Genomic DNA, 23,637 nt, shown 5'->3' with positions numbered 1-23,637 from the left:
TGATGGATACGGAGCGAGATCTATTGGCAAACGCCATTGAGGGTTTGGATCCCTGCAGCGGGTTTCTCCGCCGGCAGTTGATAGCTGATGCGGCACTGATGCTCGGCATTTCGCCCCCACTGCACGATGAGCCGGCCTTGTTCCGTCATGCCGGACAGATAAACCAACCCATCCCCACCAATCAGGAACGGCTGCGCCGAATGATCCGCATCGCGGACGCTGGCCCCCAGAGGGAGAGGCACCCCATGTGGATCCGTGACTCTCATCAGGATCCTTTTGCCGACGTGCGCCTTGAAATTCGCCCGGCTTACCGCGCCGCGGGTAGGCGTGACCGACTGGTTGGTCAGCGCGAGATCGACATCATCCGGCAAACTCTCCACATCAAGACGAATCGAGTTGTTGCGATAAGGGGTGGCATAAGGAACGATGGCATAGCCGCGCCAATCGGTTTTCACCCCGACCTGGTTACCGACCGCCACATCGCTGGCGCCGGCCGCCGTCACCAGGGCAGCCGTCTCGCCAAAGGGCTGGCCGAAGGTGACGCCGTCTTCGTGGGCAATCACGCCCCCTTTTACGCCATAGTTGACGCGCTGTTGGCTGCGATCGTAAGCGTATCCCGCGACGAGTTCGCCGTAGGTGGCACGCCAGTCAAGGTTGGCATTGCCGCTGTTGCCCTGGCCCTGATTGCCATACCCTTCCTGTACGCTCCAGTTGAGGTTGTTGCCGGCCAGCGCCGTGCCGTTGAGCCCCGCCGTATGGCTGGTATTGCCTTTTTGGCTGGTATTGAGGCTATAGGTGGCGTAGGTGTTGCTCAGCCATTTCTCCAATGGCACGCTGATATTGAAGGCAAACAGTTGGTCGCGATCGTAAATACGCCGTTGTCCCCGGTCTGAGTCACCGTAAATAGCCTGTGAATTACGGTTGTAGCTGTAGTTAAAACCGTAACTGATGCCATTCCAGCTATTGTTGTAACCCGCGCTCAGCGATTGCATGTTGCGCTCGGAATTCCAGTAATCTTCGCTGACCGCGCTGAGGGAAAGCGACCCCGCCCCCTCCCATAAATTCTGGTTGAGCGTAATCTCGGCGCGGTTTTTACGGCGGTCTGTCAGGGCGTAGCGGTTGCCGCTGCGGTAGGTGTCCAGCACTTCCTGCAGCCCATAATAGCCGCTGGTCGAATAGCGGTAGCCGGCAATGGCGAAGTTCGTGCCGGTCGCTACGATGTTTTTGCTGTAGCGCACGCGCCACGACTGGCCGTCGCTTTTCGGCTGATGTTCCTGTTTCGCCCAGGCCTGAGTCGCGTCCACCGACAGGGCGCCGAACTCGCCCAGGTTTTTACCCACCCCCAAGGCCAAGGATTGATACGGGCCGGCGAATTGCCCGCCGCCATAGAGGGTAAAGCCGGCCGGCAAGCCGTAAATCAGGCTGCCCTGCGAGAAAACCTTTTTCTCCACGCTGTGATCGTAAGTGCGATATTGGCCGGACGTCAGCGCGTATTTCAGGCGCCCTTCGCGTTGCAATACCGGCAAGCTGGCAAAAGGCACGGTCATATGCTGTTCGCTGCCGTCCGCCTCTTTGATCGTCACGTCCAAATCGCCGCTGCCGCCGGTCGGATACATGTCAGAAATCTCGAACGCGCCCGGCGCGACATAACTCTGGTAGATGACATAACCGTTTTGGCGAATGACCACCTGCGCGTTGCTGCGCGCAATGCCGCGCACCACCGGCGCATAGCCGCGCAGGCTTTCCGGCAACATGTCGTCATCGGAGGCCAGCTGCGCGCCGCGAAACGACACGCTGTCAAACACATCGGACGGAGTGCTGCTTTCACCGAGCGTGAGCAAGCTCTTCAGGCTGATGATATTGCGCTGGGCGTAGGTATAGACGGTGTCCCAGCGATCTTCCGACTGCCGCCCGCCACCGCCGCTGTTGTAGCTCCAGGTGGTGTAATTCCGCACCCGCCAGGCCCCCAGATTGAACCCCGGCCGCAGGTTGAGGTAGTAGCTGCTCGCGCTCTGGGTAAAACGATCGCGCCCCTTGCTGTTGCTGCCGGTGAAACCGTAATTAAGCAGCATCGCCGGCATCCCTTCGTCCCACAGTTCGGGCGGTACATAGCCACGCACCCGATTTTCCAACGCCGCCTGGGGAATGCTCAGCACCAGCCGCTGGCGGTTAAATTGAAATTGCGCCGAGGCCTGCGGGATGGCGGCCAAATTCGCGCACTCTTCCGCGCGGTTCAATGCGGGAAACCGCTCGATCTTCACGCCGAGCCGTTGTAAATCCTCCCCCGTCAGGCAAGGCTGCAGGCCGGCTTTATCGTCGCCGCCGGGCTTGATAACAAACCGAACATCACGCGTCTCCATCAGCATGTCATTCACCCAAATATCCACCCGATACTTGCCGGGCACCTGGTTGCCGTTTTCAAACACCGACAGGTCAACAGGCTGTTGGCCCGAACGCCCCGTTTCCAGCAACGCCGGATTGAAATAGTCACGGGAAAAGGCGGGGTTGGCCATGTTGCCGCATACCGCCGTGGTTGCCGTGAATAAGACGATGCGCTTCAGCCAAGCATCCCGCTTCGCTGCTCTACGCTGACGAGTTATCATTCATTAGCTCCATTATTGAATTCGTTATTCCCTTCTGCCGCCCATCCCCTGGCGGTTAAATACCTGACTGATGCTCCTTGCCGGTGCCGCCGTAGTCGTTAATTAATTTCCAACTGACCGACGACGCGCCAGAAACCGGCAATGAAAACATTTCACTACTCATCGGCGCGATATAAGTCACCTCTTTCATTTCGCGCCCGCCGATGCGAACATAATGAAAATTCATATAATACGGCGTGGGGTTGGTGAGTTTTAATTCCTTGCCGACGCGCTGCCACGTCAACCGTTGAGTCACATCCTCGGGAACCTGTTTGAGCAGCGCCGCAGGGCGATAAATCAGTTTGAGGCGCGTTTTTACCGCGATTTGCAACGTGTTCGACTTACCCGTGTGTTCTGTCGAAGGAATGGACTTTATATTCATCCAATACAGGCTCTCTTTATCCTTCGGCAAGTCATCGCCGACGCGGACGATGCGCAGCATATTCTCCTGATGCCCATCCAGACGAAATAAAGGCGGCGTAATGATAAAGGCTATCTTATCCACGCCGCTCTGTTGATTATCCAGCCAGGACTGGATTAAATAAGGTTCGTTGTCCGGGTTGTCGACGCTGATTGAGGCTTCTTTTTTTTCACCGTTAAAAATTACTCGCGTTCCACCGACAACCACACCGGCCTGCGCCGTAGAAAAAAATAATAATAAAATGAATCCCATTAGGGCACTGCAGCGATTAAACCGCATAATATTATCTCCGAGGCAATACGGCCCGCTGGAAACCAGCGGGCAAGAAAATATTATCAGTTGTAATTCAGCGTGAAGGTCGCGACGCTATTGGCTTTACCGGCAGTCACATCTGCAAGCGTGGAAATATAACGCGCGGTAAAATCAAGATTGTTTTTCACGCCGCTGCCGGAAGCCAGCGGATAGGCCGTTGAGGCCGTGTAAAGCGGAAGAACATTATTAGAAATATCAGACAGCTGGATGCCAACGCCCGTGGCGACATCCGTTTCCTGGGTCAGCTGCAATACGTTGTTGTCACCATTATCGGCCGCGCCGTCGAACTTAACGGTGGCGCTTTTTACCGTATCCGGACAATCCGTCACTTCCAGCGTAAATTTAGTCGCCGAGGAAGTGGATCCCTTGCCCCCCGCAAATGCCGTTCGGGCCACATCGCCCAGAACAACATTTAATGGATTACTCAAGTCATTTGTGACCTTGCACGCGGCATCAACAATATTCCCGGTAAAATTAACCTGCCCGTCTGCCGCCAGGGCCGGCAAAGCACTCGAAAAACTCGCCGCAACCAATGCCAACATAATCACTTTTTTTTCCATCATGGGTACTTCTCCTTTTGATTGGACAAACTTAAAAATATCCCTATCACGGCTAATCCGTGATAAGGCGAATAGGAGCTCCGCCCCTTTCACAGTTAATTATGCTTGGCTTTCCCTCTTTAGCAATACATAAAATCAATGTAAAGATGAGAAAAGATAATTACCCCGAATCGAATTGGCATCATTCTTATTTTTATTTTAAAAAAACCAAAAAAAAGGCGTTTCTTGATTCATTCCTCTGGCCGAAAAGGAAAGGTTTATCAGCGTGCTTCATACACCATCCACAAGATAAACCACTCATTTCCTCTTCAATGAATGTGCGTAAGGATGAGTTGTCACAAAAATGAAAGACGCCGCGCGGGAGCCAATAACTGGAGAGTTTTTTGATTCTTGCTAAGGGGCTGCGGCGCGTCGACGGCGAAACCGAATAGGGCAATAACGATTAAGCGTTCAGAAGAGGTGAAATATGAAGGGAAGTTTTCTCTTAAATAAGAAAACGCCGACAATAAATCAGCGTAATAATGCTGCAGAAAGGGCGCCGCCGATCATCAACGGTTCCCTTCTGACGCAGGTTAATTCAGCGATGTAGCCGCGTTCTCTTGACGTTCAATTCACAGTAAACGCTTTTCCGTCTTATTTTCAGTGGGATTAATCGTCATGGCGATAATCCTCCCCCAGCCCTCGGCCCGGTAAGGTTTCACACGCCAGGCCATCGCCCGCCGGTGCGGCGATCGGGTAGCGATCATCAGGGGTGATAAAGACCGGCGAGGTCGCGATATACCCGTCGCTAAACTCGGCTTCGATAAAGGTGGCCTCCCAACCCTGTGCAGGGGCGTTCAGCCGAAATTCACCGCGGTTCGCCTCCAGCGGCGCCGAGGTATAACGCACGCCGCACGAGTAGCGAAAATCTCGGGCCGTGCGGTTATGCGCAGTCCAGCGCAACACCCTGATCGGCGGCTCGGAAAAGCGGAGCGTGCGCAGCGCCGTCTCTGAGGCGTTGCTCTGCACCTCGATCGTCGGTAGCGCAATATCACGCTGACGACGGTTGACCAAGGCCAGAACGGCGCGTTCGGGGACCGTGCGCTCGTCGCCGGCGATGGCTCGCATCGAGACCTCCCCCGGCAGCTTATTCAAATAAAACCGCGTGCTGTCGGGCGGATAGCGTTCGTCGCCGCCGGCGACGATGAAATACTTCGGTGCCGGAGGCCGCCCGCGCTCGGCCAGAGGGGGATATTCGATGGGATCTTCAATCTGCATCAGCTTGTCAAACGCCGGGGTCTCTATGCGCCGATCGATGCCCAGTTGGTAATAAGGATGAAACGCCAAAGGCCAACGCCCGCCATACGTGCGATAGGTATGCTTCATCACCTGCCGCGCCGCGATCCCCTCAGGGAAAATGGCGGCCACGGCATCGATGCGCTCATCTGAAAGCGCCGTCAGCATGGCCGTGGTTCCCCCCTCAGACACGCCCGCGACGATAAATTTGTCTATCCCCCACTGGCGCAATTCGCGTTGCGCCAGCGTCATGGTTTGTGACAGCGCCGCCGTCATCGGGATATGCAGCGGCATCATCAAATATTCATCGGCATCATCCAGGAACAATCGCCATCCCCTCGCCCGGCTATCCGCCCCTGAACGGCGCCGTCCCTCATTTTGGTATTCCAGGTACGGGTAAGGCAGCCGATTGACCACCACCACCACCGTTTTGCTCTGCGCCGCCAGCGCCTCAGCGGAAAACGCCGGCTTTTGATTGCCCGACGTTCCCGGGCCGGCGGCGCTGCACGCGCAGTCTTCGCTCATCACCAGCAACGCTTTACCGGTGAATGCCCCGTTGGGAATATAAATGTCCACGTCGTGCCACCACTGCGTCGGCCGGATCGCGTCTTGCGGCGCCCAGGATTGCGACATCAGCCGATAATGACGAATTTCCGTGTGTTGGCCGCTCTCCACGCTTTTTAACGAAAATGACAGGGGCAGCGTGGCCAGTTGCTGGTTATAGCAAGGGATCACCGTCTGTAATGCTGGGTGCTCATCAGCGAAGCAGGTGTCTTCCTCCTTGGCCGCGGCGTACCGGCAGACGGCCAAAGCCAGCCAAATCAAGGTAATATAAGCGGAGATCTTTAACATTTTTCCCCCACGATAGTTGGCGTTGCCCCGCCCTCGCAGGCCGGCGCGGCGGCAAACGGGCATCAACAGCCTCACGAGGCGTGATGAAATAATATCGGGTAGCCGAAGCTGTCTTTTTCGAACATCACATCTTTCTCGTTTTCGCCCACCAGCACGCTATAGATGCGGTTCTCCTGATAACGACTCATGGCGACATAGAGCACGACCTCGCGATGATCCGTCAGGGTGAACTGCCTGCGCTTGGCAGTAATTTCCAACGTAAACGCCACCACGGGATTGTTGTTTAAAAACACCGCGGTCTGTCTCATAGACAGGATTCTGGCCTGCGCTTTCTCCGCGACCTGAAAGGGGGTGGCGTCACTGGGGTAGCGGATATCCATCTTCTTTTGGATATAGATGACGTTAAACACCGCCAATGCCACCGCCACAAAAAGATTGATAACCATAATCAGCATGATTTTATTTGCCATTCATCCTCCCGCCCCGTTCCCTGCACCGCGCTCGCGGTTGATTTAAAAGTGCCCTTGCGGGCACTTTTCATTAGAGGCTCAAGAGGATTTGCGGCCAAACAACTGCGAGAACGCGCTAATCCCGGCATCGATGACGGCGCCAATGCCTTCACCGAGTTTTGCGCCGGCGTTTGACGCATCCGCATGGATACCGAAAAGACCGGTGCCGGCATCCACGATGGCGCCAATACCCGTACCCAGGATTTTGCCGGCGTCGGAAGCGATGCCCGCGCCGGATACCGCCATAACTTCTGCTTCAGTCAGTTCTTTCATACTCGCTCCTTTGCATTAATCTAAGTGTTCCGTTTTGAGAAAATGAAACCCTCACTGTTCGTTCACCTCCTTTTGTCTGCCAATAAACCTCGCCCGGTGAAAACGTCAGAACAGACCGAATTCACGACAGAGATAGTCTGCGACGCCATTGCGGCTATTGGGCAACGCCACCGGATTCAACGGCAGAGCGCGTTTCAATTCGCTCATGGCATTGCCCATGACCACGCCCGTTCCGGCCCAGCGCAGCATGTCCAGATCGTTCATCGCATCGCCGAAAGAGAGGCAATCGCGCATCGCTATCTGTTTGGAATTCAAATAGTCGGCCACGCTTCTGGCCTTGGAAATATGCTTATCCATGATGTCTATCGTTTCCGTGGAGGACTTACAGATGGACAGCGTTTTGCCGAAGGCCTGGTTGACCTGGTCAAAGAGCGTCTCGATCGGCGCCGCGTCGCCATGCACCAGTACCTTCAATATCCGCTGCCGCTTCATGGCCTCAGGCTCGACATAGCGGCAGGCCACGCCCGACGTTTTGACGTAGTCAGAAAAATGCGGATTCTCTTCGGCCATCATCCAGCCCTCTCGGGTGAACAGGGTCACGTGGAACGGGCTGGCGAATAAAAAATCGATCAGCCCGGTTTGCAGCTCTGCGGGCAAAAAATAGCTTCTATCCGCCACCGCCTGCCCTTCGATGTTGACCATCGCGCCGTTGCAAGAAACGATCACCGGCGAGAACCCCAGCCCATCCACGATCCCGCGCGCATCCGCATCGCAGCGCCCCGTTGCAATGACGATTTCCAACCCCCGACGCTGTAAAATGTTGAGCGTTTCCACCGTCACATCGGATAAATTCCCGGACGGATCGAGCAAGGTGCCGTCAAGATCGCTCACGATCGCCCGGTACTTTATTTTGCCGTCGACTGCCAGCCACATATCATGCCTCCTCAGCCTGGATAATCCCGTCCTCAGCGCAGATGTCGCTGTCGGGCGGGAGATTGGCGATCGCGAGCGCAATAATCAGAAAACGTCGGCCCAATTCGACGATGTTTTCCCGAGCGATCTCGTGGGAATCATAAAACAGTGAAATGGCGAGCCGTTCCGCCTCGGGGAACAGGCACAGCACCGTTTGGTGATTGCTGCCGCTGACGATATCCATCACGCGGCACTGAAACGGCAGCCGTGGATCCATCGCCGGTTTCGGCATGTTTTCGAACACGAACAGGCTGCCGAACGGCGAGGTGGGCACCCAATTCTCGTCGTATCGATTCAGTTCGGAAAAGGCGTATTTCTGCCGGAAGGTTTGTGAATCCGCGATGTCATCCAGCAGCTCATAAAGGGGGCGGCGGCGAATCGCCCGCAGCCGCAGCACCGGGCTTGCGACGCACAGGCCAAACAGCGTCTGCACCTGCTCAATGTCGGCCGGGCGCTCGCTCATGGTCGTGCCGATGGCGATATCATCGCAAGCCAGCGCCTCGGCCAGCGCCAGCATCCAGGCCAGCTGCGTCAGTTGGTTGACCGTGATCCCCTGCCGCCGACAAAACGCGGTGAGGCGCGCCATCTGCGCGCTGGAGAATTCGTCGCCATGCTGACGCATCCGGCGCCCCTGCGGTACGAGCTGCGGTGCGGCAGTCAGCGGCAAGCGTTGATTGACCGGCGCATCCCGCAAATAGTCTGCCCAGAAGGCCCGCGCCTCGGGATCATTGCCGTGCGTGCGCACATGGGCGGCAAAAGGTTCGAATCGGTTAATCTCCAGCGCCGGCACCCGGCCCACCAACAGGGCGAGGTAATCGTTGAACCACTGGCCGAACAAGACCCCCAGCGACCATCCATCAAACAGAATGTGGTTAAAGGTCTGCACCAGATAGTGCTCGTCCGCATGCAACCTGATGAGGCGCCAGCGAATCAACGGCGGCGCATCCAGCTCAAACGCGGTCTCCCTCTCCCGGGCCAGCAGCGCCTCCATCCGTTCCTCCAGAGAGGCTGGCGCGGCATCCGACCAATCGTCCATCGCGATCGGCGCCTGCAGCGTCTCGCAGATAAAGACGTTGGGCCGGCCGCGGCGGGTTTGATCGTCAAATCCGGCGCGCAGCATTTCAAACCGCTGCAGCGCCAGCGCCCATGCCTGATTCAATACGGCCGGCTGCAACGGCCCCGCGATCTCATAAACCGCCTGGTCGATCTGATACTCGCGGTTGAGTCGGTTGAAATACATCAACTCTCGCTGGGTTACCGTGGCTTCGAAAACGGCGGCGAGACGATGCTTTTGCTGCCAGCGATCCAATTCGGCGAGGCTGACGTCGGCATGGGGGAAGTCACCCGGGCTGGCGAGACAAACGCCGTTGTTGGCTTCGTGGCAGCAGTGCTCGACCAGCGCCGACAGGCTGTCGACATAGTGCGACCCGATCCGCGACAGCGTTTCATGCGGCAGCAAACCTGACATGACGATGCTTAGCCGATCGTCGTGAACATAAAGCACCAGATCCAATACGTTGCCGCTGACCGGCATCGCGCCATTTTCCAAATCCGCCGTTTGGTCGATCAAGGCCCATAACGCGTCGTCGGCCTGCTCGTTGAACGCGCCGAGATAATTGAACGAAATGGCCGGCAGGCGGTGGCGCCGCAGGCAAGCCGGCACCTCATCGCCCGGCGCTGAAGCGTATTTCAGCGCCGAATAACCGATACCGTGGTCAGGCATCTTTCTCAGCCTGTCCTTGATGGCGCGCAGCGTGGTTTTTTGGCACTCGTGCGCGGTGATGCGCAAGGGCATCAAGGCGGTGAACCAGCCGACAGTGCCCTCAAGCCGGATCTTATCGTCATTGATATCGCGGCCATGGTGTTCCAGCGTGAGGTAACTGTCCGCACTGCCGTGCCATGCCTGCAACACCGGCGCCAGGGCCGCTAACAGCACTTCGCGCACCGAGGTGTTGTAGGCCTGGTGGCAACCGTCCATCAGCAGCGCGGTCAACGCCACATCGCACTCGAAGCGGCAAAATTCAGGGGCCTGCGCCACGCCGCTGAGCGTGGCGTAATCGGGCTGCCCGGCGATCATCGCCAGCCAGTAAGCGCATTGGTCTTGCCGGGTTGCCGCGTATTGCCTTAACCGTTCTCCCCATTGGCGGTAGCTGGTGCCTTTTTCCGGCAGCGATTCCCCCTGATGCAACCGCTGCAGATCGCTGACGATGACGCGCCAGGAAACCACATCGACGATCAGATGATGAAACGCGCAGAACATCAGCGCGTAGCCGGGGGCGCGGCTGTCAAAGATGTAAACGAAGCGGCATATCGGCCCTGCCGCCGGATCAAACCCCGATTGCCATTGGCGCAGCAGCTCGGCGCGGCTTTGGCGACAAAGCGCCAGGTCATAGTAGCCCCATGAAGGGCCGCCGTCGGCCGCTGACAGGTAGCGCTGCGACACGATGACGCCGGCGTCGTCGACGCTAAAACGCGCGCGCAGCATGTCATGCTGATCCGCCAGCGCAGCCACCAGATCGGCGACCTGTTCGGCGGACATCGGCGGTACCCGCACCAAAAAAGTCTGGTTGAAGAAGGCGCTGCGATTCGGCGCCAGCTCACGGTACCAGCGTTGAATCGGCAGCAGCTCGAATTCGCCCTGCAGTTCACCCTGTTCGTTGAGCGCGGTAACCGCGTCTTGCTGCCGCAGAATGCGCTGGGCCAGAGCCCGCGCATTTCTGGTTTCGAACACCGCACGCGAGTTGCTGTGGTAACCCGACTTGCTCAATTCGCTGGTGAACACAATGCTTTGGATCGAATCGCCGCCCAATCGGAAAAAGTCGTCGTCGATGCCCACGGTCTCCACGCCAAGAATGTTCGACCACAGGGAACAAATCAGCGCCTCCAGCGGGTTCTCCGGCGCGGCATAACGCCCGCTTTGCGCGAATTGCGGCGCGGGCAAGGCCGAGCGATCCAACTTGCCGTTAACCGTCAGCGGTATCTCGTCAATCTCGACATAGCTGGACGGCACCATATAATCCGGCAAACTGCGCTCAAGCCGGGAGCGTAATTCGGCAGGATCCCAGGCCACGCCCCGCGCCATCAGCAAATAGGCGGCAAGGCGCTTGCTCTCCCGATGGACGACATCCACCACTACGCCTTTCTCGACGCCCTCCAGGGCATTGATCGCATTTTCTATCTCGCTGAGTTCAATCCTGAATCCGCGAATTTTCACCTGGCAATCATTTCTGCCGAGATATTCCAGATTGCCGTCGCGCAGCCAACGCACCCGATCGCCGGTTTTGTATAAGCGCCGGCCGTGCAACTCGATGAAACTCGCCTGGGTTTGCTGCGGCTGGTTGAGATAACCGCGCGCCAGCGCCGAACCGCCGATATACAACTCGCCGGCCAAGCCCGGCGGCAGCGGTTGCCGCCAGCGATCCAGCACGTAGAGCTCACGCCCCGGTATCGCCCTGCCGATGGGAATGCTGCTGCGCGCTTCGTCCTGAGCGATAGCGTACATCGTGGTAAACGTGGTGCATTCGGTGGGGCCATAGCCATTGATGACCCACTGCGGACGGTGAGGTTGCCGCACCAGGCGCTGCATCAGCGTGGCGGTCAGCGCCTCCCCGCCCACCAGCAGATAGCGCAGCCCGGCAAACAGATCGGGGTTGCTGAGGTAGAGATGATCGAACAAGCTGCGCGTGGCCCAAAGAATCGACACCTGCTGCCGACGCAGCAGCGCTTCCAGCTGCGGCACATCGCCGGCGATATCTTCCGTGTCGCGGATGACCACCAGTTTGGCGCCGTTGAGCAAGGCGCCCCACACTTCGAACGTCGCCGCGTCGAACGCCGGGCTGGACAGGAACAACAAGACATCTTCGGGCGTAATCGCGATGCCGGACGCGGTCGCCAACCCGCACATCGCCTGCTGCTCGAGCATCACGCCTTTCGGCACTCCCGTCGACCCCGAGGTATAAATGATCGCGCCAAGCCGTTCGGCGGCGGTGACCACCGGCAGATTATGCCGTTCATGCGGCAGGCGGCTCAGATCGCCCAGTGTCAGCACGGCCTGGGGATGCGGCATCATCGCCGCCAACGCTTCCGCCGCCGTCTGCATAGAGGGCCCGGCAATCACCAAGGCCGCCCGCGTTTCCGCAAGAATATGTTGAATACGCGCCTGGGGATAATGGCAGGAGATCGGCACATAGGCCGCGCCGGTTTTCAGCACCGCCAGCAGCGCCACGACCATTTCCAGGCTTTTTTCGCTGTATAGCGCGATCGGCGCGTCGACCTGGGGCTCGGCCCCGGTCAGCGACGCATAGCGAAGCACGATCTCGCGCGCCAGGCTGTTCGCCATGCCGTTCAACTCACGGTAGCTGACGCGCAGCCCCTCATACTCCAGCGCGATGTTTTCCGGGTAGCGTTGCGCGATCGCTTCAAAACGGGCGCTGAGGGTCTCCCCTGGCAGCGGGAGACTTTCATTATCCGGCGGCGACCTGTCGGCGGCGGGATAAAAGGCCATGTGGCTTAACGGGGCGTCAGGCGCGCTCATCGCCTGTTGCATCAGGCGAGTAAAATGCGCCGCGCAGTCGCGCATGTCTTCCTCGTCAAACATGCCCTGGCGAAAGCGCAACCGGAACTGCAACGCATCAATATCGGCCCGGTCTTCGTATTCCAGCGAGAGCGCCGCGCTGGCCATATCGTGATTGGCTTCGAATAGCGGCCAGGTGGCGCAATCGGCCAGCGGCAATGCCGCATCGCGCAAGTTGGTTTGGGCAAAGGAGATCGGTAACGCGCGGATCCCCAACGCCCGCACCACCTCTTGCGTGGGCAGCTGGTTAAAACGTTGGCGCGACTGCGGCGGCGCGGCGGTAATAAATGCCAGCGCCCGTCGATAAACGTCGGAAAAACTCGCGCCGTCACGCAAAGAGAGGGGCAACACGCTGGTGTTCACATGGCCGCCGAGCGCAAATTTTTGCCCCTTCTTTATCGACACCGGATAGCTGATGTAGACCGTTTCCTGATTGCCGCTGCGCGCCATCAAGATGCCCCACAGCACCAGCAGCGCCAGGAAATCATTCACTCGCCGAATCCCCGAGGCCTGTTTCAGCGCTTTCCATTGCGCTTTGGGAAAGTGGAAGCGCAGCTCGCCCGCTTCGTCTTCACGGCCAGCGCCGCTTCGCTCAAACGGCACCTCGAGCGCGCCCAAACTTTCCGCTTCGGCGCGCCAATGCGCCAGCGCCCCATCGGCGGCCAGTTGCTTCACCTCCTGCTGCAGTTGCCGGTTAACGGCGGCGATCTCGGCCGCCTCGACGCGCGTCGCCAGCCGCTGTTGGCGATAGTACTGGCTCACCAGGGAGAAAAACTCGTCGGAAGAGGCGCCGTCAATCACCAGATGGTGGCCGACCAACGCCAAGGTATAGCGCCGCTCTCCCTCGGCGAATAGCGCCCAGCGATAAAGCGGCCCGCGGTAAATATCGAAGGGCCGGCGAATCACTTGCGTCAGCAGCGTGCGGTCCGTGTAATGCTGCAACGGATGGATTGCGTCATTGCGGCGCCAATACAGCTCGCCATCCTGTTCATGAATATGGCTGTTCAGCAGTACATGATCTTGCACCAGCGCATTCAGCGCGGCTTGCAACCGGATGGGATCCAGCGCGCCCTCAATTCGCTGCAGCACCAATACGTTGTAATTGCAGCCTTCAGGATGGCGATCATATTCATCGATAAAAACTTTTGAGTAGGGTGATACAGGAATTTCTTCCATGACAAACACTCCATTTAGAAGACACAAGCCCTGCTTAACGGCGATCCATGCGGCATACCCAAACCTCTTTCGGCATCAGATCGCTTATCTTTTGTGAGTAATAGCCGATAAGCATGTTGATGCGTTTTTCTGAAATGACCTCCGCCGCCTGAGCGCAAACCGACTTATAAAAAGCGAGGGGGATCATTACTTTGCAACGGTTATGCAGATGCCGACACACACCGATGGCCCAGGAAAAACACTCCCTGGAAGGGTTGGAAATATCCAAGAGTTCGGCACATTCATGAGAACAGCCAATCACGGCGTAGTGGCTGCCTTTGTTGATATAATGAATTTTATGGTACAGGGGGTGTTTTTCAATATACTCAAAGGCGCGGCGATCTTTTTCCCGCCCTAAATTATTGATGAAGCTTGCCTGCTGTGCGAGCCCACTTTCAGCAAAACGAAATGCCATAAACTTGTCAGGCTTTAAGGTTAATTCGACATAAGGATAGATTTGGGTATTGGTTGTTAAATACTTTCTAAATATTTTTTCGTAAACCCGGATCTTCCTGTCATCGGAAAAGCAGATATCCGCCGCCACGTCCGACCGTCTGGCCTGCAGGAAAAAATCTTTCAGTACGGTGGCGGACTTTACCTGACGATGGATGCCAAGATCGCCAAGCATATTGACATTGACATTAACACCGTTGATCTTAAAGGGATAAAAGCTGGAAACGAACATCCCGAGATAACGTTCCCGATCCTTGTAAAATATGCCCGTCTTCTCCCTTGGCGCGCCACAATGCGGATCGAGCAGATGCTTCCAGTGCAGGAAACGTTCCCCGCCCAGATCTCTGCCATAAAGATCCTGTAATAATTTGAAATGATTTTTGGAAACCGTTTCCCTTACAAAATCAGCCATGTTTTATCTCCCTATAAAACCTATTCCATGCCAGGCGGCAACCATGAACGATCGCCGCCTGCGCCGGTAAAAATACCGAATCAGATCGTCACTTTCCCCCTCTCCATTAACAAGAGTCGCTGTGCATTTTTAACCAGCGCAAGAATTCAATATTGTTATCGATATTCAGTTTTCTCATCGCAGAGCGTTTATGAATGCTGACCGTTTTCGGGCTGATGCCGAGCAACATCGCAGTTTGATTTTGCGAGTATCCCAGATGAATCAGACGGCACACCTTCCCTTCGCTAAAGGTCAACTGGGTGCGGCAACGTGGGCAATAGCTTGAAACCAAACTGTTTTTCTTGCGATAGCAAACCATGACCTTATCCACGATCGCCGCCACGCCGTCTTTGCGCGTAATGCTTCCGGCCTCTAGATTGCAATGGATTTTTGGAAAAATCGTTTTATGCTCCAGTATTGAAAAATAGAGCGGAATAGAAGAAAAATTGCCCTGCAAAAGCTGGGTATGGCAAAAATTGATGGACACCCGCTTATCCGGTGCCCGGAATATAATGTTGGCCCGTTCCTCTCCCGTGATCTTGGCCTTGACACCATTCTGGAGAAAACCCTCTTGCAAGGCGAGCCCCAACCCAAGCTTGAAAAATTGATTTTGATCGACGATAGCAATATTGACGCGCTCCATTAACAAACCTCCCTTTTGACTACGCTTGCCCACTCTCCTTACTGCAATATGATTGCTGTGATTATTTTTTAGTTTTGAGATGCTTTTTAATAAAAAAGCGTTATATGCGATGCGGAAACGTCTTCGCCTCGCAAAAAGTGTATTTTATATATAATGATATAAACTCATCAGCCCTGGAGAGCACACAAAAGCAAGACGCGGGGAAGTACCGCGTTTTACAAGGTAATGGGTTACCGTAAGTTATATTTATAGTGCATCATTGCCATCCGTGATACGGTGCCAAGAATTTTCTCTGATAAGTTAATTTTACTCCAAGAGCGCAATATATCCAGATAAATATCGAAAAAAAACATAATATAGAACATAACACGGCTCTGTATTGATTGTTAAGAGCATCCGATTATGTATTAGGACTTTACTTAGAAGAAAGGCGGGATAATGCTTTATCTCGAGATGTGCCGTCATCCTGGCTGGCCATATTAAAAAACCCTCTATAACCATATTAATCCTATTGTAAAAAAAATGCATAAAGAAAAGCTACACTTTATGACGATAAGTGATTCCAAAAAAATGCGTTGATGGGTTGAAAAAAGGCGAACGCATCGTCCGCGGATATAAGAGAATCCAGGCAGGGACAGAGATTATTCAGCGGTGTGACGAAAAACAAGAAGAACTCAGTCGGCGTTGCCGATGCGGAACATTGTTTATATCTTTTTTAATCTCACCAGTTTTTTAGCCTCCAGGCAGGCGATCAGCCCGAGGTGATCTTTTTTTAACTGCTTATGACTTCCGATGGGGAGAATCAGTTTCACCGTTTGCAACTTACCGTGATTATTATAGATATCAAAGACAATCACCGGCGGGCCATATCCCTGGATCAGGCAGTCTAAAAACCGCAGAGCGGCGCAGCCCAAGCGGCTTCTGGCCTCGGTGACAATTTTTTCCGCCAGATCTTCATAGCGGAAAGGTCTTTCCGGTGTCGTCAAAACCTTCATAAATTCCCCTTCAGATATAGGTCATTCAGATTGAAAATAAAAACCGGCATCCCTCATTCAGCACGAACGGGGGAGACGAAAATCAGGCTTCGGCAATATATACTCTAACGATACGAAATTAAAATAACAGACAACAGAATAGTATAAAAAATAGTAATACTTCTGTTGAAAAAAAGACCTGATTTGCAATAATGAAATTGCCTGAAGTAAAGGGCTAACTGAAAAAGGAGTTTCAATCATGAAAGAACTATCCGCAATTGAAATTGAACAAGTGAACGGTGCTGGTTTTTTTGGTGACGTAGGGACACTGATTGGCAGTGCAGTGGGAACCGGTATTGATACCATTTCCGCGATTGCCGGTGTTAACCCGGATGCCAAAACCGTTGTCGGCACCATCGGTAAAGGTATTGGTCTGGCCGTCGATGCGCTGATCTCCAGCGGATTGCAGATCATTTCAAAACTGTAATAACGCATTTTCATCCCTTCCTATTTTTTTAATTCGTTTCACTTTAAGCACCTTAGCGGGTGCTTTTTTTTTACCTCAAAGAATCAAAAAAGATAAAAGGTCAGAAAAAGCATCATCCAAAAAAACAGGCTGGGGATCACCACAATAAAAAAGCCCATGCGTTTGTTGGCATTTTTTAACATCCATTCGTTGATCATCTCACCTCTCCTTGTGAATACCAGGGGGCATTTCGGCCCCCCGGTAAATTACCCACCGAGTTGCAGATTACAGTTTCGGCACTTTGGAAAAGAAGTCCGCCATTTCGTGCGGGAACCCTTTCGCAATCGCCGGGCGAAGATCGTCCATAGAAACATTAAAATCTTTCGGCTGTTCGCCCGTTTGCATTTTTTGGTGTGCGTTCACATTCGACTGCAGCCCATTAAAAATGCCCTTCATATTGCCGAACATATCATCGCAAGATTTTGTCACGTTACTCATGACCGACTTGGCCGCATCCGGCCCCGACATTTGAATATTGCTGACGCCTTGCATAAACGGCTGGCTCAGCGACGATTGGGAGTTGGTGCCCAAATTGCCGCCGGCCTTCATGGTTTCTAAAATTTTGGCTGGATCTAACATGTTTATCACCTCTTTACGGTTGTGTTTACATCGCTTTCGGGCACGAGAATCCTCGCAACGCCCGTGACCAAAGTGGGAAATCTTTCATCGTCGAGCGCAGTTCCAGTTTGAGCACGCCCACCACCGAAGACATCGACATCGTCAGCTCTCGCCTGTCGCTGGAAAGCGGCACGGGATTGCTGGCGTCGAACATCCGGAACAGGGCCCAGGGCCCGTCGAAACTGGCGACCTGGATCTGGCCGGTGCCGGTGCGGAAGGTCAGCCGAACATAGCTGCCGCCTTTCGGGCCGGGCCAGTCGATACGCGTGGGTTGGCTAAAACCATGGCTGTAGTTAATCACCTGCCCATCGATGTCCAGGGTCGCTTCCGTGATGGTCGGCGTCAGGGACAGCGGCCTGATGAACATGGAAAACGAGAGTTTGTCGCCGGCGGTGAAGAAGGTGTCGCGAATCAAACGGGCATTTTCAAATGCGCCGAGCGTGCTCGCATTGACGATCCCCTCAGACCCCGGTTTGGCATTCCATTTCTGCGCGTTGACATCCACGTAAGCGGCCAGGTTTTCATCGAAGAACTGCTGCATGGCGCCGTTCTGCCCAAACATGCGCGAGAAGTCCTCGATGCCGACCTCCGCTCTGGCGTTGCGCGAGAACGGATAGCGCCCGCTGATGCTGCCCTTGCACAGCCCGGAAGCCAGCGATGAAGCGCCTTTGCTCAGGTTCTTCTGGCTCTGCTGGATCGTTTGGCTGTCGCCGACCTGCAACAGATCCATCATGACGCTGCGCACCGGTTCCGGCTGACGCGCCGCATCCAGCTGCAGCCGCTTCAGCGTGCCGCCGGCGGGCACCACCTGGCCACCGCGCAATGAGGTGGAGAGCGTGGTCAGCTGGCTGTACAGCGCTTCGAAACTGCGGCTCAGCGGATCGTTGCTGGCGTTGGTGGTCTGCAACAGCTGATACCCCAGGCGGCGAAGCAGCTCAAAACGGTCTTCCACCGCGCGTTCCGGCGTGAGACGAAAACGCGCGCGCTCGCCGGAAATCTCGCCGAGGATGTCACGCCGCTGCTGTTCAATACGATTGCGCTGGCGATCGAACCAGCTCGCCGCATCGCCCTGGTTGGTGCCGGTCATGCTGGTTTCACGCGCGGCGAAACGCACCAGGTTGGCCAGCGGGGATGAAGGATCGGACAGCTGGCGCGCCAATATCGCCGCATCCTCCAGCCCGTTGACCGGCCGGGCTCGCACGTCGCGCATGAAAGCATCCCATTTGTCCGCATACTCGATGAGGTAAAGCTTCCTCGCCTCGTCGGCCAGCTTCTGCGCCGAGGCCAGCGAGTTCACCGCGTTTTTCCCTTCCGCGCTGTCGCGCAGCACCCAGGACTCTTCTTCGATCATGTCTTTGGCGGCGTCATCGAGCTGTGCCAGGAAGACATCGCGGTAGCTGGCGCGGGTATAGAACCCCGGCACGGCGGTATCGGTGACCGTCGCCTGGCTCTTGCGGCGCAGCATCAATGACACGTTCGGCCCCGCGGCGTCGGCCAATGAAATGTCGTTGATCGCCGCCGGTAGCGGTTTCTCTTCGATGCGGCGCACCACCCTGACCTGCATCGGAATATTCATCGCTTTCACCCGCGCCAGGCGCAGCAGGTCACCGTTCATTTTCATGACCGGCGCATTCGGCAGAGAGAACATTTCCCGCAGGTGGTAAGCGAAAATGCCTTTGTTCATGTCGGTGTAGCCCTGCGGCATAAAGCTATCCCAGCGCGTCATGAACCAGTCGACCAGCGCCTCGGCAGAACGGTGCGAGGGTTCGCCCATCATCAGATACACTTTCAGCGTGCCGTAGACGTCCTTATTGGACGCCGAAACGTCATTCTTAAGTTCGTCCGCGATATAGTTTTCCACCGCCGGCCAGAAGATCTGCAGCAAATGGCGTTGGTAGGTCTTTTGCGCCGCGCTGTTGATCAGCTTGTGCTCGAAATAGGGATTCGGCACCGGCGAAACCTCACCGCCCAGCTGCGCGTTCATGTATCCCAACTGCTCATAGGCGGAGATGACATCGTCGCTGACGCGGTTCGTGACCGGTATTTCGCGCACGATGCGCTTCGTTTCGTCAAAGCGCGCCGCAATGTAAGAGATGTAATCGCTCTCCCACAGGTAACGCATCGCCAGCAGGTTAAAAGAGACCGCCAGCAGCACCAGCACCAGCACATAGCGGCCCAGGGAACTCATGCGGCTGCCGAGCGGCCTGGCGTGAGAAGACTGCTGCAGCACCCCGCGCTCCTGCCTGGCGTAATTCAGCTCTGGGTGGTAAATGCGCCCGGTGGGACGGGCTTCATAGATATCCGCCGCTTCCGCGTTATAAATCGCGCCCTGCGGCGGCAAGGCGATGGTGCTGCCCAGCCATACCTGTTGCAAATGGCAGGCGTAGCCCACCGGCGTTTGCGGGAAAATCTGCTCCAGCAGCGAATACAGCGGGTTGCCCAGCGATCCCAACGACTCTGTGAAGAACAGCAGCTGTTGGCGGTTCTGGCCGTCCGGCGCATCGTGCAGCAGTTCGAGCACGTGATGGCTGACGCGCGCCACCATCTCCCGGTAGAGATCTTCATACTGCTCGAACGGGGTTTCGCCCTGTTCGGCCCGGTTCAGGCTGAACCCCATCCCTTTTTGCAACAGGTCGTCGCCCAGCATCGACAGGAAGGTCTCGCCGCCGACCAGTTGATCGAGGTGGCTGATGGTAAGATAGACCGGCAGCTCGCAGCGGAACCATGAGGCCATTTCCAGCAGGCGCACGCGCAGCGCATCGGCGACGGATTTTCTTTCCGTCAGCGAGGCATGCAGCAGCCAGCGTGCATCCAGGCACAGCATGATGCCGTCGATGCCCGGATGGCGGCGGTGGCGCCGGATCAGTTTGAACAGGGTATCGCGCGCCCTGGCGCCGTCTTCGCCAAGGCCGTTCAGCTGCAGCCATTCACCGGAGGTGTCCACATACACCGAGTTCTCCGCCAGCCACCAGTTGCAATCCTGGGTCGGCCCGACGTCCACGGTCTGCTGCAGGCCATAGTGTTCAGCCAGCAAGAAACGTTCGCCGCTTTCGCCGATCAGCGAGGTTTTGCCGCTGCCCGGCGGCCCAATGACGAGGAACCAGGGCTTTTCACTGATATAACGGCGCGCCAGGCGGTATTTGAAACGCTGCCAGGGGGTGCGCTGCTTCGACGTGCCGACGTATTGCAAGGTGCGCAAGGCGTCGTAAAAACGCGAGGTCACGCGATCTCGCTGCGCGGTTTTTCTTTTAGCCGGGGCCGGCGCCCGCGCGTGGCGGAACACCCAGGATAAAAACGTCGCCACGAACGGCCACAGCGCCCAGCACAGGATCAGGGCGATGATGATGCCTCTGACCCAGACCGACAGCAGCGGCCGGTAGGTGCCGATGGCGATCAGCGGCCCAATCCACCACACCACCGCACACAGCAGCAAGGCAATCACCAATATGAATGATCTACGTATCATATAATTTCCTTATTATCTCTACGCCGACGGATGTCTTAGTTATCCTCGGGGACCTCGGCGGCTACCCCTGCCTGATTCAACGTGGCAGACGGTGAAGCCATCTCCCTCTCGCCGATTTTCCAAAGGATGTCCACCCGGCGGTTGCGGCGGCGCCCTTCTTCCGTCGCGTTGTCGTCCAGCGGCTCCTGATCGCCCTTGCCGACCGACGTCACGGTGCGGTTGTATTTACTGTTGGCCAATGATTCCCGCAGCTTGTCGGCCACCGTCTGCGCGCGGGCTTCCGACAGTTTCAGGTTGGAGTTGTTGGAGGTGTTGCGATACGGTTTGTTGTCGGTATGCCCGATCACCTCCAGATCGCCTGGCCACGGCGCCAGCGCTTCCCCCAGACGCTCAATGTTGCGTTTCTTTTTAAACTCTTCCGACAGCTTCGACTGCCCGGTGGCAAAGGCGCCGTCGGAGGTGAAGATCAACAGCCAGCCGCGCGGATCGGCGCGCACCTCCAGCCACCCTTCGCTGAGGATTTGCGGCAGCGGCTGCGGCAGCGTCTCCATAATGTTGATTTTGCGCGGCTGCGGCGGCGTCCAGGCCAGAATGGCATTGCGCAGCGCGCGGGACTGGTCATGCAGATACCAGGCGGCCGAGGCATACGCCAGCAGCGCTATCGCCAGGCCGTAGCACAGCAGTTTGAGCGGCGTGATACGGGTGGCCTTGCGCACCACTTTGCTCGGTTCGGCATCGGCCAGCGTCTGCGTCGGATTCTGGCTGTACAGATAACCGTCAAGGCGATTGCGCACGTCGGCCAACAGCACCGCGCCGCGCTCCATCACGTGGAACTGCCCCTCAAACCCCAGCGACAGGATCAGATCGTAAAACGCCAGGATCTCCTTGTTGCGCGGCGAGGCGGCCAGATACTCTTGCAGGTGCTCGAAGCATTTTTCCCCACCCCAGGCATCGCGATAAAACTCCACCAGCAGGCTGAGGTTCAGTTCCCCGGACTCCAGCGTGCTCATGCAGCACTCGTCCACGTAGGAACACAGCAGATAGGCCAGCTTGTCCACATCGCCCGGCGCAACGTGATCCGCCAGCAACGTCTGCTGGAATTGTTGGATCTCCCGCACGATCTGCGCACGCACCGCCGCCGGGTTCAGCTGTTTCTGATCGCGCACCCGCTCCACCTGCAGCAATACCGGAATGGCGGCGGCGATCAGCGGGTTGTCCCAGTGGCCCATCATTACGCCGGGCTTGCTCAGCGCGGCGCGGCCAAACAGCCCGCTCGAGGTCGGCGCCGCATCGGCCTGGCGATCGCCAGGCGCGGGTTCGACGCTTTCCGGGACGGCGGTTTCTGCTTCATAAGGTTTGGGTTCGGGGGGCGCCGCCACCCCGGCGTTTCCTGGCCGCAGCTTGGCGGCCAACGCCCGCGCGCCGAAGGACAGCGCGGCGATTTCCGCCGTGGTTTTGCCCACCGAGCCGGACGTGGGGAGACGCGGGGTCGCGTTGTTGCGCGTTACCGCCATCGCCTCGCGGATTTTCCTCTCGAATTCGTTCATCCCACCCTCCCTTGCCTTAATCCCCAGACGTCAAAACGCAGGTCCGGGAAATCACCCACGATGCTGAGCGCCATCGCCGAGCCGCCCATCATTTCCTTGTAAATCGGGTCGGCATGATCCACCTCGAAATAGATGCTGTTCGGGTAATACGGTATGTGCCGCGGCGGCGAAGCCATCGGCAGCAAGCGAGCGCCCGGTAATTGAAGATCGATCAGCTGAATGATTTTCTCGACCGGCCCCAGCTTGACCTGCGCGGGGAAGTACGAACGCAGATGCTCGATGGACAAACCGCAGCTGACGGCAAACACCAGTTTTTCCAGCCGCAGCTGCGAGTCGTTCGGGCACAGGTAGATGCTGTCGCCGCGATCGATAAACGGCAGCGCCACCGCCGGCGCTTCGATCACCAGCGACAGCGCGCGGCGAATCGAGGCGAACAGCTGGAAATAGCAGTTGTGCGGCTCATCGTGCAGATACACCAAATCGGCCCGGTCCCAGAGCCGCTCGCCGCCGGGAATGATGCTGAGCCGCCCCAGCAGGCTCAACAACGTGTCGAACAGGGTTTCTGGATGCACCTGCGGGCTGGCCAACAGTTGGCTGATGCGCAAATTGAACTCGCTCAGGGTTTGCAGCAGCAGCAGTTCCAGCAGCTCGGACAGCCCGCCGATCGTCATATGCACATCCGGACGGAACACCGACTCCAGACGCTGGCTGATCAGCCCAAGCAATTCGGTGGTGAACGCGGGCAGCCAGCCGATGGCGCGGAAGTCCAGCATCGGCGGCAGGGCGCGCTCATCCAGCAGCACCCGACGATCGCTGGTGAGTTCGCGCACGAAGCCGACCGGCAGCACGCTTTCCGCGCTGCTGACCGCATCTTCCAGGCTTAGCCGCGTCACCAGGCTCCCCAGCTGCATCGTGCACACGCGCGGTGTTCCCTCCAGGCTGACGCCGTGGTTGCGATCCGGCACGTCGGCGTCCATGGTGCGAAAACGGCTGCTTTTCCGCTCATCCTGGATAAGATCGATCTGGGCATTGCCGGCAATGTCCATCAGCACGGACAGGCACACCACTTTCCCCTGGCAGCCCTCTCCAAGCACCAGCGGTGGCGGCAGCGGAATATCCTCAGGCATGCTGAACGCCGTGCCGTCGGGGAAAACGCCCTTGGCTTTCTTCAGCGCAAACTTGCCCTGCTCCAATAGCCCGTTGTCGATTTCCAGCGTCAGGAACCCCCAGGTAAAGGTTTCGACGCTGCGCAAGCGCGCTTCAATCAAGTGCTCGAAAAAACGTTCCTGCTGCTGGAAATGCTGCGGTTCCATCAACATGCCTTCTACCCAGGCGACGCGTTGTTTAGGTAACAT

Annotated in this window: 16 protein-coding genes; 1 reads left to right on the top strand and 15 read right to left on the bottom strand. The window is 56.8% G+C overall.

From position 1 onward, the window contains the following. Positions 1-20: 20 nt before the first annotated feature. The 11 genes from AWX27_RS07195 to AWX27_RS07145 form a co-directional block, all read right to left on the bottom strand. Positions 21-2,603 carry a fimbria/pilus outer membrane usher protein gene (locus tag AWX27_RS07195; RefSeq protein WP_060420466.1) on the bottom strand — a complete coding sequence of 861 codons (2,583 nt, stop codon included), beginning with the start codon at positions 2,601-2,603 and terminating at the stop codon, positions 21-23. Positions 2,604-2,658: 55 nt separating this feature from the next. Continuing rightward, positions 2,659-3,342: a fimbrial biogenesis chaperone gene (locus AWX27_RS07190; RefSeq protein ID WP_060420464.1), complete on the bottom strand. Its 684-nt coding sequence runs from the start codon at positions 3,340-3,342 to the stop codon at positions 2,659-2,661. 56 nt (positions 3,343-3,398) lie between these two features. Beyond that, complete coding sequence (locus AWX27_RS07185; RefSeq protein ID WP_038872246.1) at positions 3,399-3,938, bottom strand: fimbrial protein; 540 nt, start codon at positions 3,936-3,938, stop codon at positions 3,399-3,401. 645 nt (positions 3,939-4,583) lie between these two features. Further along, positions 4,584-6,062 (bottom strand): PhoPQ-activated protein PqaA family protein, encoded by a 1,479-nt coding sequence (locus AWX27_RS07180; protein ID WP_060420462.1) that lies wholly within the window; start codon positions 6,060-6,062, stop codon positions 4,584-4,586. Between the two features lie 71 nt (positions 6,063-6,133). Next, entirely contained in the window at positions 6,134-6,532 is a 399-nt protein-coding gene (locus tag AWX27_RS07175) for a hypothetical protein (RefSeq protein ID WP_060420460.1), read from the bottom strand. A 78-nt stretch (positions 6,533-6,610) separates the two neighbouring features. After that, a complete protein-coding gene (locus AWX27_RS07170; RefSeq protein WP_038872255.1) occupies positions 6,611-6,844 on the bottom strand; it encodes a hypothetical protein in 234 nt (77 codons plus the stop codon). A gap of 105 nt (positions 6,845-6,949) precedes the next feature. Then, complete coding sequence (locus tag AWX27_RS07165; RefSeq protein WP_060420458.1) at positions 6,950-7,777, bottom strand: Cof-type HAD-IIB family hydrolase; 828 nt, start codon at positions 7,775-7,777, stop codon at positions 6,950-6,952. A gap of 1 nt (position 7,778) precedes the next feature. Further along, a complete protein-coding gene (locus tag AWX27_RS07160) occupies positions 7,779-13,565 on the bottom strand; it encodes a non-ribosomal peptide synthetase (protein WP_060420456.1) in 5,787 nt (1,928 codons plus the stop codon). 34 nt (positions 13,566-13,599) lie between these two features. Next, positions 13,600-14,469 (bottom strand): hypothetical protein, encoded by an 870-nt coding sequence (locus tag AWX27_RS07155; RefSeq protein WP_060420454.1) that lies wholly within the window; start codon positions 14,467-14,469, stop codon positions 13,600-13,602. Positions 14,470-14,575: 106 nt separating this feature from the next. Continuing rightward, entirely contained in the window at positions 14,576-15,151 is a 576-nt protein-coding gene (locus tag AWX27_RS07150; RefSeq protein ID WP_060420452.1) for a helix-turn-helix transcriptional regulator, read from the bottom strand. Positions 15,152-15,855: 704 nt separating this feature from the next. After that, a complete protein-coding gene (locus tag AWX27_RS07145; protein WP_038872271.1) occupies positions 15,856-16,146 on the bottom strand; it encodes a hypothetical protein in 291 nt (96 codons plus the stop codon). A gap of 238 nt (positions 16,147-16,384) precedes the next feature. On the opposite strand from AWX27_RS07145, the gene AWX27_RS07140 reads away from it, so the two are divergent. Then, positions 16,385-16,612: a hypothetical protein gene (locus tag AWX27_RS07140; RefSeq protein ID WP_019453435.1), complete on the top strand. Its 228-nt coding sequence runs from the start codon at positions 16,385-16,387 to the stop codon at positions 16,610-16,612. A 264-nt stretch (positions 16,613-16,876) separates the two neighbouring features. On the opposite strand, the gene AWX27_RS07135 is transcribed toward AWX27_RS07140, so the two are convergent. The 4 genes from AWX27_RS07135 to tssK are packed head-to-tail and all read right to left on the bottom strand — an operon-like array spanning position 16,877 to position 23,637. Continuing rightward, complete coding sequence (locus AWX27_RS07135; RefSeq protein WP_004935323.1) at positions 16,877-17,230, bottom strand: DUF6277 family protein; 354 nt, start codon at positions 17,228-17,230, stop codon at positions 16,877-16,879. A 25-nt stretch (positions 17,231-17,255) separates the two neighbouring features. Continuing rightward, positions 17,256-20,735, bottom strand: coding sequence for a type VI secretion system membrane subunit TssM (gene tssM / locus AWX27_RS07130; protein WP_060420450.1), 3,480 nt, complete (start codon positions 20,733-20,735; stop codon positions 17,256-17,258). Between the two features lie 35 nt (positions 20,736-20,770). Then, entirely contained in the window at positions 20,771-22,282 is a 1,512-nt protein-coding gene (icmH, locus tag AWX27_RS07125) for a type IVB secretion system protein IcmH/DotU (RefSeq protein ID WP_060420448.1), read from the bottom strand. Next, a complete protein-coding gene (tssK, locus tag AWX27_RS07120) occupies positions 22,279-23,637 on the bottom strand; it encodes a type VI secretion system baseplate subunit TssK (RefSeq protein WP_038872282.1) in 1,359 nt (452 codons plus the stop codon). Before tssK ends, icmH begins: the two co-directional genes overlap by 4 nt.

Source organism: Serratia sp. 2880STDY5682894, assembly GCF_001537385.1.
Taxonomy (GTDB): Bacteria; Pseudomonadota; Gammaproteobacteria; order Enterobacterales; family Enterobacteriaceae; genus Serratia; species Serratia nevei.
Note: the sequence above shows the minus strand (reverse complement) of the source record. Positions and strands in the feature narration are given on the sequence as shown.

Excerpts from the sequence above, each read along its gene's own strand:
- AWX27_RS07195 (WP_060420466.1), bottom strand. The coding sequence starts at position 2,603 with ATGATAACTCGTCAGCGTAGAGCAGCGAAGCGGGATGCTTGGCTGAAG.
- AWX27_RS07190 (WP_060420464.1), bottom strand. The coding sequence starts at position 3,342 with ATGCGGTTTAATCGCTGCAGTGCCCTAATGGGATTCATTTTATTATTA.
- AWX27_RS07185 (WP_038872246.1), bottom strand. The coding sequence starts at position 3,938 with ATGATGGAAAAAAAAGTGATTATGTTGGCATTGGTTGCGGCGAGTTTT.
- AWX27_RS07180 (WP_060420462.1), bottom strand. The coding sequence starts at position 6,062 with ATGTTAAAGATCTCCGCTTATATTACCTTGATTTGGCTGGCTTTGGCC.
- AWX27_RS07175 (WP_060420460.1), bottom strand. The coding sequence starts at position 6,532 with ATGGCAAATAAAATCATGCTGATTATGGTTATCAATCTTTTTGTGGCG.
- AWX27_RS07170 (WP_038872255.1), bottom strand. The coding sequence starts at position 6,844 with ATGAAAGAACTGACTGAAGCAGAAGTTATGGCGGTATCCGGCGCGGGC.
- AWX27_RS07165 (WP_060420458.1), bottom strand. The coding sequence starts at position 7,777 with ATGTGGCTGGCAGTCGACGGCAAAATAAAGTACCGGGCGATCGTGAGC.
- AWX27_RS07160 (WP_060420456.1), bottom strand. The coding sequence starts at position 13,565 with ATGGAAGAAATTCCTGTATCACCCTACTCAAAAGTTTTTATCGATGAA.
- AWX27_RS07155 (WP_060420454.1), bottom strand. The coding sequence starts at position 14,469 with ATGGCTGATTTTGTAAGGGAAACGGTTTCCAAAAATCATTTCAAATTA.
- AWX27_RS07150 (WP_060420452.1), bottom strand. The coding sequence starts at position 15,151 with ATGGAGCGCGTCAATATTGCTATCGTCGATCAAAATCAATTTTTCAAG.
- AWX27_RS07145 (WP_038872271.1), bottom strand. The coding sequence starts at position 16,146 with ATGAAGGTTTTGACGACACCGGAAAGACCTTTCCGCTATGAAGATCTG.
- AWX27_RS07140 (WP_019453435.1), top strand. The coding sequence starts at position 16,385 with ATGAAAGAACTATCCGCAATTGAAATTGAACAAGTGAACGGTGCTGGT.
- AWX27_RS07135 (WP_004935323.1), bottom strand. The coding sequence starts at position 17,230 with ATGTTAGATCCAGCCAAAATTTTAGAAACCATGAAGGCCGGCGGCAAT.
- tssM (WP_060420450.1), bottom strand. The coding sequence starts at position 20,735 with ATGATACGTAGATCATTCATATTGGTGATTGCCTTGCTGCTGTGTGCG.
- icmH (WP_060420448.1), bottom strand. The coding sequence starts at position 22,282 with ATGAACGAATTCGAGAGGAAAATCCGCGAGGCGATGGCGGTAACGCGC.
- tssK (WP_038872282.1), bottom strand. The coding sequence starts at position 23,637 with ATGTTACCTAAACAACGCGTCGCCTGGGTAGAAGGCATGTTGATGGAA.